Annotated in this window: 14 protein-coding genes; 11 read left to right on the top strand and 3 right to left on the bottom strand. The window is 61.5% G+C overall.

The window, feature by feature from the left end:
- Positions 1-124: 124 nt before the first annotated feature.
- On the top strand, positions 125-1324 hold the full coding sequence (tuf, locus tag B5477_RS11015; RefSeq protein ID WP_079699739.1) for an elongation factor Tu: 1200 nt from the start codon (positions 125-127) through the stop codon (positions 1322-1324).
- A gap of 342 nt (positions 1325-1666) precedes the next feature.
- Positions 1667-2356: a DUF4358 domain-containing protein gene (locus B5477_RS11010; RefSeq protein ID WP_079699738.1), complete on the top strand. Its 690-nt coding sequence runs from the start codon at positions 1667-1669 to the stop codon at positions 2354-2356.
- A 124-nt stretch (positions 2357-2480) separates the two neighbouring features.
- Here the strand turns inward: B5477_RS11010 and spoIID are convergent, their stop codons facing one another.
- Complete coding sequence (gene spoIID, locus B5477_RS11005) at positions 2481-3590, bottom strand: stage II sporulation protein D (RefSeq protein WP_079699737.1); 1110 nt, start codon at positions 3588-3590, stop codon at positions 2481-2483.
- Between the two features lie 271 nt (positions 3591-3861).
- Between spoIID and B5477_RS11000 the strand changes: the two genes are divergently transcribed.
- From B5477_RS11000 to larB, 9 genes are all read left to right on the top strand, one after another.
- Positions 3862-5208, top strand: a complete 1347-nt coding sequence (locus B5477_RS11000) for a citrate synthase (RefSeq protein WP_079700470.1) — start codon at positions 3862-3864, stop codon at positions 5206-5208.
- 129 nt (positions 5209-5337) lie between these two features.
- On the top strand, positions 5338-6123 hold the full coding sequence (locus B5477_RS10995; protein WP_143533591.1) for a hypothetical protein: 786 nt from the start codon (positions 5338-5340) through the stop codon (positions 6121-6123).
- Between the two features lie 202 nt (positions 6124-6325).
- Positions 6326-7972, top strand: a complete 1647-nt coding sequence (locus tag B5477_RS10990) for a hypothetical protein (RefSeq protein WP_079699735.1) — start codon at positions 6326-6328, stop codon at positions 7970-7972.
- A gap of 48 nt (positions 7973-8020) precedes the next feature.
- Complete coding sequence (locus B5477_RS10985; RefSeq protein ID WP_079699734.1) at positions 8021-8836, top strand: HAD-IIA family hydrolase; 816 nt, start codon at positions 8021-8023, stop codon at positions 8834-8836.
- 134 nt (positions 8837-8970) lie between these two features.
- A complete protein-coding gene (locus tag B5477_RS10980) occupies positions 8971-9342 on the top strand; it encodes a hypothetical protein (protein WP_079699733.1) in 372 nt (123 codons plus the stop codon).
- Positions 9343-9379: 37 nt separating this feature from the next.
- Positions 9380-10465: a DUF3810 domain-containing protein gene (locus tag B5477_RS10975; RefSeq protein WP_079699732.1), complete on the top strand. Its 1086-nt coding sequence runs from the start codon at positions 9380-9382 to the stop codon at positions 10463-10465.
- A gap of 98 nt (positions 10466-10563) precedes the next feature.
- Positions 10564-11922, top strand: coding sequence for an aldehyde dehydrogenase (locus tag B5477_RS10970; RefSeq protein WP_079699731.1), 1359 nt, complete (start codon positions 10564-10566; stop codon positions 11920-11922).
- Entirely contained in the window at positions 11919-12707 is a 789-nt protein-coding gene (locus B5477_RS10965) for a YdcF family protein (protein ID WP_079699730.1), read from the top strand. The genes B5477_RS10970 and B5477_RS10965 overlap by 4 nt, the downstream gene beginning before the upstream one ends.
- Before the next feature lie 12 nt (positions 12708-12719).
- A complete protein-coding gene (gene larB / locus B5477_RS10960) occupies positions 12720-13472 on the top strand; it encodes a nickel pincer cofactor biosynthesis protein LarB (RefSeq protein WP_079699729.1) in 753 nt (250 codons plus the stop codon).
- 50 nt (positions 13473-13522) lie between these two features.
- On the opposite strand, the gene B5477_RS10955 is transcribed toward larB, so the two are convergent.
- Together B5477_RS10955 and B5477_RS10950 are read right to left on the bottom strand one after the other, a co-directional pair.
- Positions 13523-16192, bottom strand: a complete 2670-nt coding sequence (locus B5477_RS10955; RefSeq protein WP_079699728.1) for an Ig-like domain-containing protein — start codon at positions 16190-16192, stop codon at positions 13523-13525.
- Positions 16189-16521: a hypothetical protein gene (locus B5477_RS10950; protein ID WP_079699727.1), complete on the bottom strand. Its 333-nt coding sequence runs from the start codon at positions 16519-16521 to the stop codon at positions 16189-16191. Before B5477_RS10950 ends, B5477_RS10955 begins: the two co-directional genes overlap by 4 nt.
- Between the last annotated feature and the right edge of the window lie 104 nt (positions 16522-16625).

The following is a 16625-nucleotide window of genomic DNA, read 5'->3' as shown; positions in this document are numbered from 1 at the left end:
ATAAAAATTCCCATGTAACCTGCATAAATGCTTGCATTTTTGAGCATTTATTGGTACAATACGAATTGTAGCTTGTCAAATTTAAATTTTAAAAAATGAATCCATAAAGGGAGGAAAACCGCTAATGGGAAAAGCACATTTTGAAAGAACCAAACCCCATGTAAACATCGGCACCATTGGTCACGTTGACCACGGCAAAACCACTCTGACTGCAGCGATCACCAAGACCCTCGGCATGAAGGGCGATGCGGAGTACGTTGCTTACGACATGATCGATAAGGCTCCGGAAGAGAGAGAGCGCGGTATTACCATCAACACCGCTCACGTTGAGTATGAAACCGACAACCGTCACTATGCTCACGTCGACTGCCCCGGACATGCCGACTACGTTAAGAACATGATCACCGGTGCTGCGCAGATGGACGGCGCGATCCTGGTCGTTTCCGCTGCTGACGGCCCGATGCCCCAGACCCGCGAGCACATCCTGCTTGCCCGTCAGGTCGGCGTTCCCTATATCGTCGTGTTCATGAACAAGGTCGACCAGGTCGACGATCCCGAGCTGCTCGAGCTCGTCGAGATGGAAATCCGTGAGCTGCTCTCCAGCTACGATTTCCCGGGCGATGACATTCCGATCGTCAAGGGTTCTGCCCTCAAGGCCCTCGAGGCTCCGAACGACATCAATGATCCGGCTTATGCCCCGATCCTTGAGCTTATGAAGGCGGTCGACGATTTCATCCCGACCCCTGAGAGAAAGGCTGACCTGCCCTTCCTGATGCCCGTTGAGGACGTCTTCACCATCACCGGGCGTGGCACCGTCGCCACCGGCAGAGTTGAGCGCGGCCAGCTCAAGACCTCTGACGAGGTTGAGATCGTCGGCCTGCGGGACGAGAAGCAGAAGACCGTCGTCACCGGCATCGAGATGTTCCGCAAGATCCTCGACTACGCTGAGGCTGGCGACAACATCGGCGCTCTGCTGCGTGGTATCCAGAGAAACGAGATCCAGCGCGGTCAGGTTCTCTGCAAGCCCGGCTCCATTCATCCGCACACCAAATTCCATGGCCAGGTGTACGTGCTGAAAAAGGATGAGGGCGGCCGTCACACCCCGTTCTTCAACAACTATCGTCCGCAGTTCTTCTTCAGAACCACCGACGTGACCGGCGTTGTCACGCTCCCCGAGGGGACCGAGATGTGTATGCCTGGCGATAACGTCGAGATGGACGTTGAGCTGATCACCCCGATCGCGATCGAGGAAGGTCTGCGCTTCGCTATCCGCGAGGGCGGCCGTACCGTCGGCTCCGGCGTTGTGACCAAGATCAACGACTAATTTGCGCTTTTAAAAGGCGGAGGGATTTTCCCTCCGCCTTTTTTGCGTTCCCGGTGAAACCTGTATATTCCCCGGTCAAAAAGAGAATACTACCAGCGTAAAGCGGGCTGCAAATAGGCGCCGGATGAACAAAATGTAAATTCTTCCTGCAACTTGCAGGAAATGATCTCCTGTGCGGCACCTATATCATGCACGCCCGCTTCGGGCGGCGACCGGGCCTGCCTGGTATCACTGCGTATGCAACACATTTTTGAACTCAGAGTTTCGTACCCTTGCCGCCATCGGCGACCATTTCGCATGGCGAAACCGGTATGAAACATCCAGAAAGGAATGGTCATTTAAATGAAAAGATTGATTACGGTTTTGCTCGCGGGAGCGATGATGAGCGCCATCTTCGCGGGCTGCGGCAGCGACAAGGACAAGGGCTCCAGCTCCTCGATGAGCCAATCTTCGAGCAGCAGTTCCTCCTCGTCCTCATCGATGTCCTCCAGCGAAGAAGGGGACAAGGTCGAGATCATCATCAAGGATGCGAAGCTCAAGGAAGCCTTTGACGCGGTGCGCAGGGAGTTCGGCGAGTTTTACGTCTCGATGCCCTCGGTGATCACCGAGCAGCAGATGCAGGAAATGTACTATATCAACCCCGATGACATCGAGGAGTTTGCCGGTGAGATGTCCATTGCCAACGTCAGCGGCGACACCTTCGTGGCGGTCAAGGCCAAGCCCGGAAAGGCCGACGCGGTGGCCGAGGCGCTCGAGAAGCGCCGTACCGATATCATCGACCAGTTTAAGACCTACCCGGTCAATTTCATGGACATCAAATCCGAGGCCGCCAAGGTCATCACTGAAGGGGATTACGTTTTCCTGGTGCTGATGGGCGACATCAACGTCCCGGATGGGGAAGAGGCCTCCCTCGAGATGGCTCAGAAGGAAGTTGAGCGCGCCGAGAACGCCATCAAGTCGGTGTTCGAGGGCTCTGGTTCCTCCGCTGCTTCCAGCGATGCCGGTTCCTCCTCGGACGCGGCTTCCAAGTAAACTATAGCAAAACGGCCCCGCCGGCCTAACAACCGGCGGGGCTTTTATCTGTCTAATAGTAATTTCGACAAGAATTGGGATTCGCAAGAGTCCGAGGTCTATAGCAGCGGGAATTGCGCATACATCACTTTATCCTCACCAGATCGGCGCCCTGGTAGTAATGCGCGAGGATCTCCCGGTAGTCCGAGCCCTGGCGGGCCATGTAGTCCGCGCCGTACTGGGACATGCCGACCCCGTGCCCGTAGCCGGTGACGGTGAAGGAGAAGGAGCCGTCCTGGTAAGAAATCTTTGCATTGGTGCTGCGCAGCCCCAACGCCATGCGCAGCGGCTGGCCGGCCACCGTGGTCTCCCCGATCTGGATTTCGGTGATATAGCCGGAGTCGGAGCGGGTGATATCCGTAAACCACCCGGACGGGTCCTGCGGCAGCTCGATCCCGGGATAGAGGGTTTTGAGCACCGAGGCGACCTGGTCGGCCGGGAAGGTTTCGGTGGTCTCATAGTCGGGGGCCAGCCGGTCCCCGGGGCTGCTGACCGGGACGAGGTAATCCGCCGAGCCGGTCCAGACGTTGGAGGCCGCCTCGGTCATCCCGCCGCTCATTGAATGGTAGGCCGCGACGATCGGCTCGTCGTCGTAGACCAGGATCTGGTTTTCGACCTGCTGTACCGCCTCTTTGACGGCGGGATAGTACACGTCGAAATGATCCCCGTACATCTCGCGGGCGGTGGCTTCGCTGACGTAGCCCTCCCGGTTTTCGGTATTGATCTCGAGATAGGCGCCCCGAAGGCGTTCGGTTGGCGCGCGGGACTCCTGTTCCTTACAGCGCAGCAGGTAGCTGTGGGCGGCCACCGCCTGCGCCTTGAGCGCTTCGGGATGGAACTGGGGTGGCATCTCGCTGCAGACCGCCCCGAGCACGTATTCCTGCTGGGACATGGTGACCACCCGTCCGGTGGCGCTGTCGAAGAGCTTGACCGGCTCGCTCAGCGCCTCGACCCGGCTGATGGGGAGGGCCGCGGCCTCTTTGGCGGGCTGCTCCTCCTGCTGCGAGGAGGCGGGGGATTTTTCGCTTTGATCCGGGGCCTGGCTCCCGGAACTGATCCGCGCGCGGGGCGCCGGCTGCTCTGAGGAGGAGGCGGGCGGAGCGGATACTTCCCCGCTTTGCTTTGGCAGGCTGAGCAGCGGCAGCAGGATCATCACCGCCGCGAGCAGCCCGAACAAGAACAGGTAATACTTCATTTACGCTTACTTCCTTTCCCATATGGATTTGGCCTGTCCGGTTTGAAACCAACTTAAAATGCAGGAATAAAATGTGAAACTTGCAATTTTAATTTCTAAAATTGGTTGTCCCAATTGTAAAAACAGGAGAAAAAATGGATTAATTTACATCCGGCCCCCATATTTGGTTGACTTCCCGCAGCAGGTGATATATTATTAAACAATAGTATATAGGGGAGGGTGAAGCGCATTGGCCGAGAAAATGAATAATTCCAAGACCAAAAATCCATCTATGCAGAGGGCTATTAAAATCTTATGCGATGAATTCCGCAAGTATAACCATATCGACCCTGCAAATTATGACCTGTACAACGTCAAGCGCGGGCTTCGCAACTCGGATGGGACCGGCGTGCTCGCCGGGCTGACCCAGATCTGTAACGTGCACGGCTACGTGATGGACGAGGGTGAGAAGAGCCCGATCGACGGTGTGCTCACCTACCGGGGGATCAATGTGCAGGATCTGGTGGACGGGTGCCTGCGCGACGACCGGTTCGGCTTCGAGGAAGCGATCTGGCTGCTGCTCTTCGGCAAGCTGCCGACCAAGTCCCAGCTAGAGGAGTTCATGGGAATTCTGGCCAGCCAGTGCGAGCTGCCCCCCTACTTCCTGGAGGATATGCTGCTCAAGGCCCCGTCGAAGGATTTGATGAACATGCTCGGACGCTCGGTGCTCGCGCTCTATTCCTATGACCAGAGCCCCGACGCGACCGGCTACGAGGAGCTGCTGCGCCAGTCGATCTCGCTGATCGCGCGCATGCCGATCATCATGGTGGCAGCCTACCAGGTCAAGCGGCGGGCGTTTGAAAAGAAGAGCATGTACCTGCACGACCCGCGCTCTGATTATTCGATCGCGGAAAATATCCTGCGGCTGCTGCGCAATGACAAGAAGTTTACCCACGAGGAAGCGAAGCTCCTGGATATGTGCCTGATCCTGCACGCCGAGCACGGCGGCGGCAACAACTCCGCCTTTGCCGCGCGGGTAGTGACTTCGTCGGGGTCGGACACCTATTCCTCCATCGCGGCGGCCATCGGCTCGCTCAAGGGGCCGCGGCACGGCGGCGCAAACTACAAGGTGATGGAGATGCTCGACTACATAAAGCGCGGGGTCCAGAACCCCGAAAATGACCAGGAAGTCAAGGATTTCCTCGCACGGATGATTAAGGGCGAGGAGGGGGACCGCTCCGGGCTGGTCTACGGGATGGGCCATGCGGTCTACACCAAGAGCGATCCGCGCGCGGTCATCCTCAAAAAGCATGCGCTGAAGCTTGCCGCGGGCACCGACATCGAACGGGATTTCATGATCCTCGACGCAGTCGAGCGTCTCACCCCCGGCGTTTTCGCCGAAACCAAGGGCTCCACCAAGGCGATCTGCGCCAACGTGGATATGTACTCCGGCCTGGTCTATAAGATGCTGCGCATCCCCCACGACATGAACACCGCCCTCTTCGCGACCGCGCGCACCCCCGGCTGGTGCGCCCACCGCATCGAGGAGATGCTCTTCGGCGGGCGGATCATCCGCCCGGCTTATAAATCCCTGTCCTACGACCAGCCGTATATTCCGATGTCCGAGCGGCAATCATGACAGAAGGACCATTCAGCACGGAAATTCAGCGGCACGCGGCAAAGATTTGCCGCGTGCCGCTGGCGCAGTTTGTTCTTTTCTGCTATAATGGTGAACATACAGAAATTTTGGGATACCGGAGATGACGCCATGACTTTATTGGGAATCTTGTTTATACTGCTCACCGTGCTGGAGAGCGCCGCGCGCTCGGTGCTGGGGCTTTTCGCCATCGCGCCCGACACGGGGTTTTATACCGGGATGGGCGGACTGGTGCTTGCCCACAACCTGCTCTACCTGGTCGGGGCGGCGGTCCTGGCGCTGCTGATCCTGCTCCCCCGGGAAGAGCCCAGCCTGCCTGAATATCCGGGCAGGACGCTGCCCATGCTGCTGGCGGCCACGGGGCTGGTGCTCTGCGTGGGCTCCTTCGTCTCCTTCTTCGGGGACCTATACGATTTCACCGCGGGCGGGGACACCCATTTTGGCCGGGTGGTCGCGGGGCCGTTTGCCATCATCGCGGCGGTGGCGATGTTCTATCTCGGGCTGCGCGCGCTGCATGGGGAGTACCGGATGAACATCTGGGGAGCGAGCATGCCCGCCCTCTGGATGGCGGTGCAGGCGGTGGGCCGGTTTATGGAGTATAAGACCATCGCGAGCATCTCGGATCAGACGCTGGAGGTGGTGACCCTCTGCGTGGGGGCGCTCTTCTGGCTGGCGCATGCGCGGGTGGTCTCGCCGCAGGGTGGACTCCCGGCGCGCAAGGCCAAGTTCTGGGCGCTGCTCTTTTCCCTGTTTTCGGTTTCCCTGTGCGTCGGGCAGGCGGTCGCGACGCTCAGCGGGCGGCAGATCTCGGTGCAGATGCCCCTCATCTCGATCGCCGGCTTCCTGCTGATGGGCGTCTACGCCGCCCTGTTCGCCGGGGAGCTGAAAAAGGAATAGCACCGGTATATACAGCCAAGCGGGGCGGCCTGCCGACCGAGTCGGAGGCCGCCCCGCTTTTTGATTTTTTGCACGAAAAGAAAGGGAGATTACCGCCGAAACGACCGGTTGTAATGAGAAGAAAAAAATAGTATAATTTAAACGATTGGGTACAATATGATTTGATTGTGATTTAAAAAGAGGATGAAAAGGGGGGAGTCGGATGAAACGGGTGCTGGCGCTCATGCTGAGCCTTTTGATGCTCAGCGCCTGTACGGCTCCCGCCTCGCAGGACGGGCGGCAGGACTCCCAGCCGGAGATCAGTTCCGGACAGGACGAGCGCGGGCCGGTGACGCTCAGCGCCGAGCAGACAGATGAGATTTCGCAGATGGTTCTGCAGAGCGCGCGTTTTATCTCCGACGAATTTTCCTCCGGGCAGAACATCCCGGTTTACGATCTGACCCGCTTCCTCTACGAGCGCATGAAGCTCGACGGGGCGGACACGGGTTTTGAGCAGTCCGCGGATGCGCTGACGGTATCCGTGCCGATCGACCAGGTGCGCAGCTACGCCAAGGCGTATTTCGGGATCGAGGAGCTCAAGATCGACTTCATGAGCCAGCAATATTTCGACGGGCAGTATATCACCATCCCGCTGCCCGACGAGGAGGAACCCAAGCTCCCATATGAGCTCGAGGTGCTGCGGGTGGAGACGGTGGGCAGCCGGATTTCGGCAGTGCTCGGCCTTCGCAGCGGGGACGTGCTCTTCCAGCAGTGGAACTACACCCTGCGCGCCGACAAGAAGGGGAACGTCTACTTCGAGTCCATGCTCAAACGCCCGGTGGAATACGGGCTCTATGCGATCAACGGCCCGGTGGGGGTCGTCACCACCCTGATGGGCCTGCCGGTCAGCGACCGCACCCTCGGCGGCTTCCAGTTTTCGCCGATGGGGGAGGGGATCCTGTGCTGGATCAGCAACGGCCGGCAGCTGCGGATCGGTTTTCTGGATTTACAGACCTATAAGAGTGAGCAGTACATCACCCTGGAAGGGCAGGGGCAGGAGGAAAACGACTTTTCGGTGCAGGTCAGCGGCGATCAGATTTTTGTCTATCAAAGGGACCGGATCACGGTGCTGGACCAAAACCTGATCACCGTGCGCACCATCCTTTACCCGCAGGAGATGCTGGCGCTGTGCGACGAGGAGACCACCGACTTCGCCCTCTCGCCCGACCTTACCACCCTTGCCTTTAACGACAGCGACGGGGTGAACGCCTATAACCTGGAGACCAAGGACTGGCGGCAGCTGATCGTCCATCCGGCCTCGGGGGCGAGCGGTGTGAATTCCTACTGGCGGCCGGTGGAGTGGAACGCGCGCACCGGGGTGCTGCTCCTCGAGCAGGCCACCCGCAAGGGGAGCGCGGGCTTCGCGGCGGTGACCATCGGCGGTAGCCGCAAGGTCATAGACCTCACCGGCGACAAGGACACCCGCTGGCGGGTGTCGGGGGAGCGGCTGATGGTGTTCGACCCACAAAGCGCCGACAAGGAGCTGCTGCTGCCGGACCATTACGCGGAATATAACCTTGCCACCGGCTCTTATAAGGTGGAGCAGGGCGGGGGCGCGCGCATGCCCGAGACCACCGACATGTGGATCGGGGAGGACAAGCTCTTCTTTGCCGACCGGCTCAAGATCGGGCGGAACATGGTCAACTCCTATTCCATCCGGGCGGTGGACAAGGCGGGCACGCGGCAAACGACGCCCGATTTCGGCTACGTGGACAAGCAGGGAAAGCTCAGCTTTAAGGCGGTGAGCAGCGGGGAGCGGATCGTCGCTGCATGCAGCGGGGTTTTCCTCGACGCGATCGTGATCATTTGACAGAATACAGTGCGCGGAGTGTAGGCCGCGTGGGGTTTGGAGGAGAAGATGGACTATTCGGCACTTTCCCGTATCAAGCTGTTTTTGCTGGATATGGAAGGGACGTTTTATGCGGGGGGAAAGCTGCTTCCCGGCTCAAAACGGTTTCTGGAGGCGATTGGGGAGCAGGGGGCGGACTACCTGTTCATGACCAACGACTCGTCGCTCAACCGGTATGAATATGCGGCAAAGCTGGGCGCGATGGGGCTGGAGACCCCGCACACCAAGGTGCTGACCTCGGGCTATGCCACCTGCGCCTATCTCAAGCGGCGGCAGCCGGACGCCAAGGTCTACCTGGTCGGCACCCCGGCGCTGCAGGATGAATTCATCCGCGAGCGGATCGACGTGGTCAACACCATGCCCGACTATATCGTGCTCGGCTTCGACACCACCCTGACCTACCGCAAGCTGAGCAGCCTCTGCCAGTACGTGCGCTCGGGGGTGGAGTTCATCGCCACCCATCCCGACCTCAACCACGCCAGCAAGGAGGGCTACCTCCCGGACATTGGCGGGGTGCTGGCCTTCGTCAAGGCCACCACCAACCGCGACCCGGACATCATCATCGGCAAGCCTTACCGCTACATGCTGGACATCGTGCTGGAAAACACCGGGCTGCTGCCCGAGGAGATCGCCGTGGTGGGGGACCGGTTGTATACCGACGTGGCCTTTGGGCGCAGCTGCGGGATTCCGTCGATTTTGGTGCTCTCGGGCGAGACCTCGATCGACGATCTCAGCCGCTGCCCCGTCAAGCCGGACTACACCTTCGCAGACCTGGGCGAGCTGGCCGAGCGGCTGTCGCGCGTCTATGCGCGGCATCGAAGATAGCGTACATATTGCTGGATAAATTTACACGGGCCGCCGGGGGACATCTTCCATTTGGATGGATGCATCCCGGCGGTTTTTATGTTAAAATAGTTGTAAGACATTTTACATTTGATGCCATCTGCGAAGGGCATTATGTGAGCGGACAGATTGCGGGGGATGCGTGCGTGGGCTGCAAGACGGTGAATATCGAGGCAGGGAGGCCGAGCGTCGAGGTGGCGCTGCAGCGCCTTTCGCAGGAGCTGCGCCTGGGGAAGGCCAACCGGGTCGGGGCGCTCAAGGTGATCCACGGCTACGGCTCGACCGGCTCGGGCGGCGCCATCCGGGACGCGGCCCGCCGGCTGCTCGCAGAGCGCCGGCGGGCGGGGATGATACGGGACTTTGTGGGCGGGGATGAATTTTCCGCCTTTTCCCCGGCGGGGCGCAGGGCCGTCGAGCTGCTGCCCGAGCTGCGCCGGGATACCGACTACGGCAGGGGGAACGACGGAATCACGATCGTGGTGCTATAGGGCTTTTGTCGCCTGAGGGGCGGAAAGGGTCTCCGGTATGAAAAGAATACGGATACATCGGGTCACGTTCGCCGCCTGGGGAATGATTCTGCTTTCCCTGGGGCTGCTGTTGTGGGCGCAGCACAGCACCCCCTTCGCCGAATGGTACGCGACAAGGGTCTATCCCGCGCTTTCGCACGCTGTCGGCTATCTGACCGGGCGGCTGCCCTTCTCGCTGGGGGAGCTGCTGATCTGCGCCCTGATCGCCGGAGCGGGCGTGGGGCTTGCCTTGCTCGGGGCGTATCTGCGGGGGCACGCATCCCGGCGCCGCGCCGCGCTTTTTGCGGCGGCGCGCACGGCGCTGCTGGCGGGCGGGGTCGTCCTGCTGCTCTTCACCCTGCTTGGCGGGATCAACTACCACCGCCTGCCCTTCTCCCACTTTGCCGCGCTGGAGGTGGGACCCTCCCCGGCCGAGGAGCTCGAGGCACTCTGCCGCTCGCTGATCGGCGAGGCCAACGCCCAGGCGCGGCTGCTCCCGCAGGAGCTGCCGACGGTGCGGGAGCTGGGCGCCAAGGCCCCCGGGATCATGGAGGACCTCTCCCGGGAGTTCCCGGCGCTTGAAGGGTACTATCCGAGCCCCAAGCCGGTATTTTTTTCGCGCGGGATGTCTTATCTGCAGCTGCTGGGGATCTACTTCCCGTTTACGGCGGAAGCCAACTTCAACGCCGACGCGCCCTACCACGAGATTCCGGCCACCCTCTGCCACGAGCTGAGCCATCTGCGCGGCTTCATGCGGGAGGACGAGGCCAACTTCATCGCCTACCTGGCCTGCGAGGGCTCGGGGGACCCGGTCTTTCGCTACAGCGGCGCCCTGCTGGCGCTGGACTACGCCATGAGCGGGCTGTACGGGGTCGATCCCGCGCGCTGCGCCGCGCTCTATGAGGATTACGGCGAGCGGCTCATACTGGACCTTAACGAAAGCAGGGTCTATTGGAGCCGGTTCGAGGGCCCGGCCGCCACCGTTTCGCGCAAGGCCAACGACGCCTATCTCAAGGTCAACGCCCAATTCGACGGGGTGCGCAGCTACGGCAGGATGGTTGACCTGCTGCTCGCGCGGCGGCGCACGCAGGAAAATATGTCATAAAAGTTAACAATTCGTTACCAAAGGGGAGAAGATTTTTCGCTGTGGATGAGGTATGATAAAACGGTGAATGGTGCACAATTCGGTAAAGGAGACGGAACATGAACCTCATCGATATGCAGCAAAAATTCTTTCGCACCGGGGCGACCCGCAGCGTCGATTACCGTATCCGGCAGCTGCGCAGCCTCTACCAGGTGATTTTACAATATCAAGAGAGGATCATGCAGGCGCTGCGCGAGGACCTCTCGAAAAGCGAGCAGGAATCCTATCTCACCGAAATCGGCATGGTCCTTTCCGAAATATCCTACGCCTTACGCCACCTGCGCCGCTGGAGCCGGCCGAAGGGCGGCGGCTTCTCGCTCGCCGCGCCCTTCTCGGTGAACCGGGTCTATCCCGAGCCGTACGGCGTGGCGCTGGTGATCGCGCCGTTCAATTACCCCTTTCAGCTGGCCCTCTCGCCGGTGGTCAGCGCCCTGGCGGCGGGCAACTGCGCGATTCTCAAGCCCAGCGAATACGCCCCGAACACCGCGGCGGTGATCAGCGAGATGCTCAACAACAATTTTGAGCAGAGGCTGCTGGCGGTGGTCACCGGAGGACCCGAGGTCGCCCAATCGCTGCTGGGGCAGGACTTCGACTACATCTTCTTCACCGGCGGCAAGACGGTGGGTCAGAAGGTCTACGAGGCCGCGGCGCGGGGCATGGTCCCGGTGACGCTCGAGCTTGGCGGCAAGTCCCCCTGCCTGGTGGACGCCAGCGCCGACATCGAGGAGGCCGCCCGCCGGATCGTCTGGGGCAAGTGCCTGAACGCCGGACAGACCTGCGTGGCGCCCGACTACCTGCTGGTGCAGGATTCGGTCAAGCAGAAGCTGATCGCCGAGATGTGCAGGGCGATCGAGAAGTTTTACTCCGCCGCGCCCGAGCAGAATCCCGACTACCCCAGGATCGTCAACCAGGCGCACTACGAGCGGCTTTGCGAGATGCTTGGCGAGGGGACGGTGGTGGCCGGCGGGCGCACCAATGAGCAGGAACTCAAGATCAGCCCCACCATCATCGAAAACGCGCCGTTTTATTCCAAGCTGATGAACGACGAAATCTTCGGGCCGCTGCTGCCGGTGATCGAATTCAGCCAGCTCGAGCAGGCCTATGAATACATCTCGCTGCACGAGCGGCCGCTGGCGCTCTACCTCTTCACCCGCCGCCCGCAGGTCGAGCGGGAGGTCCTGCAAAAAATCCAGTTCGGCGGCGGCTGCGTCAACGACACGGTCGTCCACCTCTGCCCGCATGACATGCCCTTTGGCGGGATCGGCCCGAGCGGGATCGGCTCCTACCACGGCAAGGCGGGGTTCGATACCTTTACCCACTATAAATCGGTGCTCAAGACGAGGGGGCGGCTGGATCTGCAGCTGCGCTATCCCCCCTTCGGCAAGGTGAGCCCCCTTGTGCAGAGGCTGCTTCGATGACAGGGGGCGCTTTTGCCGGGAGGCGGTGGCTGCGCCTGTGCTACGGCGCCTTTGCCGCGGCCGGGCTCTTCTTCGGGCTGCTGCCGCCGCTGCTTTATGGGATCGTCAATCCCGGGGTGCTGGCCGTGCTGGGGGCGGGCGGCCTCTATGCGGCAATGGTCCTCTTTGAGGGGAAAATCCGGGACAGGCTGGGAGGAGGCTTTCGTACTTTGAATATCCTGCTCGTTATCCTGCTGGCTCTGGCGCTGATGGCCTATCTCGGCTTCACGCTCTACTGGCGGGGGTACTGCGCGCGCTATGCGCCGCCGGCGGGGAAGTACCCCCAGACGGTGATCGTGCTCGGCGGCGGGATCGAGGGGGAGCGCCCGAAAAAGATGCTGGCCAGGAGGCTGCAGGAGGCGGCCGGCTATCTTAAGGAAAACCCACAGGCCGTCTGCGTGGTGTCGGGCGGCCAGGGCCATGACGAAGACTACAGCGAGGCCCATGTCATGAAAAAGTATCTGGGCGAGCTGGGGATCGACCCGGCGCGCGTTTTTTTGGAGGAACGCTCGGGCAACACGCGGGAGAACCTGGCCTTTTCCGCCGGGGTGATCGGTGAAAACGGGCTTTGCAGCCAGGTCACGGTGGCCAGCGACGGGTTTCACCTGCCGCGCGCCGGGATCTACTGTAAGCGCGCGGGGCTAAGCTTGCAGGGGGTGATCCCCTCGCAGACCCCATGGGGCCTGCTGCCCAGCTACGAGCTGCGGGAGATGGCGGCGCTGTGCAAGGCGCTGTTGGGATTTTAGGAGGGACCAAGCATGGACAAAAGCCAGATCGAGGCGCTGCTCCTCGGCGTGCAGCAGGGGAAGATCGCGGTGGACGAGGCGATGGAGCAGCTGCGCGAGCTGCCCTACAGCGACCTTGGCTATGCCAAGATCGACAACCACCGCGCGCTGCGCAACGGCTACCCCGAGGTGATCTTCTGCCAGGGCAAGGCGCTGCCCCATATCCAGGGGATCGTGCAGAAGATGCTCGAGCGGGGGGAGCGCAACATCCTGGCGACCCGCGCGAGCCGCGCGGTGTATGAGGCGGTCGCAGAAATCACCGGCGAGGCCGAGTACCATGAGGATGCGCGCATCGTGGTGGTGCGCCGCCAGCCGGTGCGGCTGAAAACCGAGAAGCCGGTCGCGGTGGTGACCGGCGGCACGGCGGACATCGCGGTGGCCGAGGAGGCCGCCGTGACGGCCGAGGTACTGGGAAACCGGGTGGAGCGCCTTTACGACGTGGGGGTGGCCGGGCTGCACCGGCTGCTCTCGAACACCGGCGTGCTCTTTTCCGCCAACGTGGTGATAGCGGTGGCGGGCATGGAGGGCGCGCTGGCCAGCGTGGTCGGGGGCCTGGTGGACAAGCCGGTGATCGCGGTGCCGACCAGCGTCGGGTACGGGGCGAACTTCGGCGGGCTCTCGGCCCTGCTCAGTATGCTCAACTCCTGCGCCAGCGGGGTGAGCGTGGTGAACATCGACAACGGCTTCGGCGCGGGGTACCTCGCGAGCATGATCAACCAGATGTGATCGTATAAAAAACGGGACGGCGTTTATGCCGTCCCGTTTTGACAGTTGGATCAATGATCAAATGCACGCAGAACAGGCCAGCCGTTTTGCATTCTCCAGACATTTGTAAAGTCCAAGCCGGGGTAAGAAGCGTTGGCATTGACATAGACGGTGTTGAGATTGTTAACGCCATAGGAGCTCCAGACGCGCAGCGCGCAAGGGGCGCTGGGCCCCCAGTAAACATTGGTCAGAGAAGGCGGGCTGGACGGCTGATAGCGCGGAGCGATGGCTCCGGTCCAAATTTTGCCGGGATTGGGTCCGGTAAAACCGCCGCGGGAATAACAGTTTTTGACGGTCGCACCCGGTTGGAGCGTGTCGCTGAGCAGCCCGCCGGCAAAGACGGAGTCGCCCGTTGTGTTCCCCCAAGAGATATTCCCGGTATAATAGCAGTTGGAAAGGGTGGAATTGGTAAGGGTGCCGCCCAGCCCCCCAAATAGGATGTTGCCGTAGGTATCACCTGTCGCAGAATAGACGTTGCAGGCAGAGAAGCATTGATCTATGGTCGTATTTTCGCTATAGACGAACAGTGATCCAGCATATGGATATTCGACTGTAACGGAGCCGCCGGGGATACCCACTTTTTGCAAGGTGGAGTTGTTGACGCTGCTGAAAATAGAATTGTTACAGCCGGTGAGCAAGTAGCCGTCTCCGTTGTAATTGGCATAATTGAGCGGGACAGGAGGCCATAACGAACTGAGTGAAAACTGGATGTTGCGATCCTGCCTGAAATATATCCGTGACGAGGAGGACCCCTCATGGGAAAAGATATGCGAGAGCTGCGCCTGGCTTGTGACGAGCCAAGGACTACCTGAGGTACCGGCCCCGGAGCCGTAGCCCCCGGCCGAGAGGGCGTGCGCGCAGCCGTTGACCGTAACCGTGGCGCTGCCCGATTTGCCCGAGCCGTCGGCGGCGGTGGCCTTCACCGTAACCGTGCCGTTGCTGCCGACCCCGCCGGTGACCAGGCCGCTGGCGTTGACCGTGGCCACATTCCCCGAAGCCAGCGACCAGGTGACGTTTTTGTTGACGGCGTTGCTGGGGGAGACGGTGGCGCTCATCTGCACCGTACCGCCCTTGTCCACCGACTTTTGCGCAACGGTAATGCCCGTGACCTTCTGGTCGGTGACCGTGACAGTGTAGGGCGTGCTGGTCACGCCGTCGGCGGTGGCGGTGAAGGTGGCACTGCCCGCCGCGGTGGCGGTCACCAGCCCGGAAGCGTTGATGTTGATGCTGGCGCTGCCACCTGTTTTGGCCCAGCTCACCGCTTTGAAGTGCGCATTGTCCGGCTTGACCGTCGCCGCAAGCTGGGTGGTGACGGTGGTTTTGTCGCTGGTGCGCACCAGCGAATTGGTACCGCTGACCGTTACCGAGGCCACGGGAATCTTGTCCTTGACCGTTATGGTGCTGCTCCCGCTTTTACCGCCCACCGTCGCGGTGACGGTCGTGCTCCCCGGCGCGACCGCTGTCACCAGCCCGGTCTGGTTGACCGTCGCGGCGGCCGGGTTGCTGCTGCTCCAGACCGGGGCGGCGTTCGGGGTCACTGTGGCGGTCAGCTGGACCGTCCTTGGCTCGGCCAGGGTGTAGATGGTGTAGTTCCCGGGACTGACCGACACGCTGCCGATGGTCACCACCGTAACGGTGCAGCTGGCCTTGTACTGCGCCGTGTCCGGCGCCCCCTTGATGTGGGCGGTGATCGTCGTGCTGCCCGCCGTCCTGCCGCTGGCGTCGATGGTGGCGCTGCGCCCGTCCGCCGCGACTGTCATCGCGGCGGCGCCGGGATCGCTGTTCGTCCATTCCAGCTCGTCGCTGGATACCCCGCCCGTCAGGGTGGCCGAGAGGGTGAACTGCGTCTCGGACGCTGTGCCGCCGGTGAAGAGGGTATAGGCGGTGTGGCTCAGCGATACCCCCGTCACCGCCGAGACGTTGACCGTGCAGGTGGCCTTCACCCTCCCGCCATAGACGCTGGCGGTGACGGTCGCCGTCCCGCCGGTGTGGGCGGTGATGAGGCCGGTGCTGTCCACCGACGCGACGGCCTCGTTGCTGCTCGTCCAGAGGACCTGTTCGGCGTAGTCGTTCGCCTTCATGTAGGGGTGGCCGGTCGGGCCGGTACTGCTTGTGCTGCCATTCTTGCTGGCGGTCAGCTGCACGCTCTGCCGCCCCTGGGCGTTGTTCGTTTGCAGGTAGAGGGTTTTCCCGGTCGCGTCGGTATCCCCGCTCTTGATCGTCAGACTCTTGATCGCGTTGTAGGTCATCACCGTTTCCTTCACCCCGGCCTCGTGGAAGCCCGGGGCACTGCTTTGAGAGGTCACGGTGATGGTGAAGTCGGTATCCTCCTGGGGCGGGGCGGAGAAAGGAATCCTGTAGTCCCAGCCCGCCCCCTGCCGCACGCCATAGAGGGCCGCGCCACCGCCCGCCGGGGCGGCGGCGACGGTGAAGCCGGTGATCAGGTCCGGATTGTTGTTGCCCAGCTTGACGGTGATCGCTTCCGTCTCCGCCCCGGCGGAGAACAGCGCCGCCATGGCGGTTCTCCCCTCGGGGACCGGGGCGGGCTCATATTCTATTTCCGCCCCGCCGGAGACTCCCCCCGACTCTCCGACGGTGGCGGCCAAGGCCGGGCTTGCTAAGCTCAGCGAGAAGAGGATGGCAAAGATGGCGGCGGCGCTCCGGCGCGAAGGAATCCTCACGCGGGCTCACCTGCCTCGCGGCCCTGGGTGATCTCGCCGATGACGAAATCGTCAAGCGGCTCCTTCTCACTCTCACCCACGCTTATCCCCCCTCGGAGAGTTAGGGGGTCCATGGGGGGATGATTCCCCCCATGAGGTGGGCCGCCGGCGTCAGCCGGCAATTGCATTTCCGCAGAGATGCTGCCCGCCATAAATTCAGCCCCGGTGATGATCCCCTCCCGGAGCAGCCCGGCGTAATGCTCCCGCGCCCCGCTGTCCCCCAGCGTGAAGCCGCCCAATACGGCAAGCGCCAGCGCGGACAGGATGACCGTGAACAATTTTGCTTTCATGATGAAGTCCTCCCTCCAAATAAAAAGACCTATAGCAAGGCTTTCTGCCGGTCCCGTCGTTTGGGGGAAAGCGCTGAATTTGTTGTTTTCCCTTGAAATCTGTT

The organism is Provencibacterium massiliense, from assembly GCF_900169495.1.
Lineage (GTDB): Bacteria > Bacillota > Clostridia > Oscillospirales > Ruminococcaceae > Harryflintia > Harryflintia acetispora.
Note: the sequence above shows the minus strand (reverse complement) of the source record. Positions and strands in the feature narration are given on the sequence as shown.

Excerpts from the sequence above, each read along its gene's own strand:
- tuf (WP_079699739.1), top strand. The coding sequence starts at position 125 with ATGGGAAAAGCACATTTTGAAAGAACCAAACCCCATGTAAACATCGGC.
- B5477_RS11010 (WP_079699738.1), top strand. The coding sequence starts at position 1,667 with ATGAAAAGATTGATTACGGTTTTGCTCGCGGGAGCGATGATGAGCGCC.
- spoIID (WP_079699737.1), bottom strand. The coding sequence starts at position 3,590 with ATGAAGTATTACCTGTTCTTGTTCGGGCTGCTCGCGGCGGTGATGATC.
- B5477_RS11000 (WP_079700470.1), top strand. The coding sequence starts at position 3,862 with ATGCAGAGGGCTATTAAAATCTTATGCGATGAATTCCGCAAGTATAAC.
- B5477_RS10995 (WP_143533591.1), top strand. The coding sequence starts at position 5,338 with ATGACTTTATTGGGAATCTTGTTTATACTGCTCACCGTGCTGGAGAGC.
- B5477_RS10990 (WP_079699735.1), top strand. The coding sequence starts at position 6,326 with ATGAAACGGGTGCTGGCGCTCATGCTGAGCCTTTTGATGCTCAGCGCC.
- B5477_RS10985 (WP_079699734.1), top strand. The coding sequence starts at position 8,021 with ATGGACTATTCGGCACTTTCCCGTATCAAGCTGTTTTTGCTGGATATG.
- B5477_RS10975 (WP_079699732.1), top strand. The coding sequence starts at position 9,380 with ATGAAAAGAATACGGATACATCGGGTCACGTTCGCCGCCTGGGGAATG.
- B5477_RS10970 (WP_079699731.1), top strand. The coding sequence starts at position 10,564 with ATGAACCTCATCGATATGCAGCAAAAATTCTTTCGCACCGGGGCGACC.
- B5477_RS10965 (WP_079699730.1), top strand. The coding sequence starts at position 11,919 with ATGACAGGGGGCGCTTTTGCCGGGAGGCGGTGGCTGCGCCTGTGCTAC.
- larB (WP_079699729.1), top strand. The coding sequence starts at position 12,720 with ATGGACAAAAGCCAGATCGAGGCGCTGCTCCTCGGCGTGCAGCAGGGG.
- B5477_RS10950 (WP_079699727.1), bottom strand. The coding sequence starts at position 16,521 with ATGAAAGCAAAATTGTTCACGGTCATCCTGTCCGCGCTGGCGCTTGCC.